This window comes from Rhizobacter terrae (genome assembly GCF_003852895.1).
GTDB classification, from domain to species: domain Bacteria; phylum Pseudomonadota; class Gammaproteobacteria; order Burkholderiales; family Burkholderiaceae_C; genus Albitalea; species Albitalea terrae.
The window spans coordinates 1-1,472 of record NZ_QUSW01000025.1 but is presented as its reverse complement, the minus strand read 5'-3'; the positions used below and the strand labels follow the sequence as shown (position 1 = coordinate 1,472).

Genomic DNA, 1,472 nt, shown 5'->3' with positions numbered 1-1,472 from the left:
GCCTAACGAATGAAAGGGACTTCCCCGTCCCGAACTGGCCGCGAAGCGGCAACCGGCAACGAAGTGCCACGATGGGAAGTGCGAAATCTCATCAACTCGTTCGAAAGGGGAAGTCCATGAGCATTCTCTACGTTGGCATCGATCTCGCCAAGAACGTATTCGCCGTGCACGGCGTCGATGAGCATGGCAGGCCGACACTGGTGCGCGCGAGCGTGCCACGCGGCAAGCTGCATGCACTGATCGCCTCGCTGCCACCGTGCAGCATCGGCATGGAGGCCTGCTCAGGAGCGCATCACTGGGCTCGGATGTTTGCCGCACTGGGGCACACGGTGAGGCTGATGGCGCCGAAGTTCGTCACGCCGTATCGGCTGTCTGGCAAGCGAGGCAAGACCGACGCGGCCGATGCCGCGGCGATCTGTGAGGCACTGCAGCGGCCCAACATGCGCTTCGTGCCGGTCAAGAGTCTGGAGCAGCAAGCTGCGCTGACGCTGCACCGCGTGCGCCAAGGCTTCGTCGAGCAGCGCACTGCGCTCATCAACCGTGTTCGGGGGCTGCTCAGTGAGTTCGGCATCGTGATGCCGCTGAAGGCCAGCACGGTTCGCCACCAGGCGGCAGCCACGCTGGAGGATCTTCCGGGCTGGGCCAACACGGCCATCGGCGACTGCTTGAGCGAGCTGCACCGGCTCGATGAGCGCATCGCGCAATACGACCGGCACATTGCCCTGCAGGCGCGCCAGGATGCGAGAGCTTGTGCGCTGATGCGCCTGCACGGCATCGGCGAAACCACGGCCACCGCCATCGTCGCGATGGTGGGCAACGGCCACGAGTTCGCCTGTGGCAGACAGTTCGCCGCGTGGCTCGGCCTCGTGCCAGGCCAGTACAGCTCGGGCGGCAAGACGCGCCTGGGTCACATCACCAAGGCAGGTGACGGCTACTTGAGATCGTTGTTCGTGCTGGGCGCGCGTTCGGTGCTCAATGCGGCCAAAGGCCGCACCGATGCGCTCAGCGGCTGGGCCTTGGCGCTGCAGGAGCGACGCGGCTACTGGCGCGCCGTGGTGGCCATCGCGGCAAAGAACGCGCGCATGGCCTGGGCGATGCTCACCAGAGGTGAAGGCTTCGTGATGCCAGTCTGACTACGCCCGACCTGCCGCTGTTCGAATTGAAGCTTCCGCCGTGTGACGGCTTGCGGTGATGAGTCAAGGTTGGACCTGCGCGGGCGGTGCCTGATCATGTCAAGGAGGCGGCTTGAACCGTCCTCGACTAACGAATGAGGCTCCCGCGTGCGTCTTCCATCAGGGTCTGCAGCGCAATCGCCGCTGCTTCGATGACCGGTTGTAGTCTTGCCAGTCCGCACCTTCGCTCGTTTGTTGCCAAACCCGGCTGAGCTGATCTGTTGATGCGATGAGGCCCCTCAGTGCGGGTCAGCGATGCCCTTCGCTTGACAGAGGGAGAAGCCCTTGTAGTTTGACATG

General features: G+C 64.2%; 1 protein-coding gene. It reads left to right on the top strand.

The features are described 5' to 3' along the window. Positions 1 to 116 precede the first annotated feature (116 nt). The gene (locus DZC73_RS29515) at positions 117 to 1,133 is read left to right on the top strand and encodes an IS110 family RNA-guided transposase (RefSeq protein WP_124543982.1); all 1,017 of its coding nucleotides are present in this window, start codon (positions 117 to 119) and stop codon (positions 1,131 to 1,133) included. Positions 1,134 to 1,472 lie beyond the last annotated feature (339 nt).

Excerpts from the sequence above, each read along its gene's own strand:
- DZC73_RS29515 (WP_124543982.1), top strand. The coding sequence starts at position 117 with ATGAGCATTCTCTACGTTGGCATCGATCTCGCCAAGAACGTATTCGCC.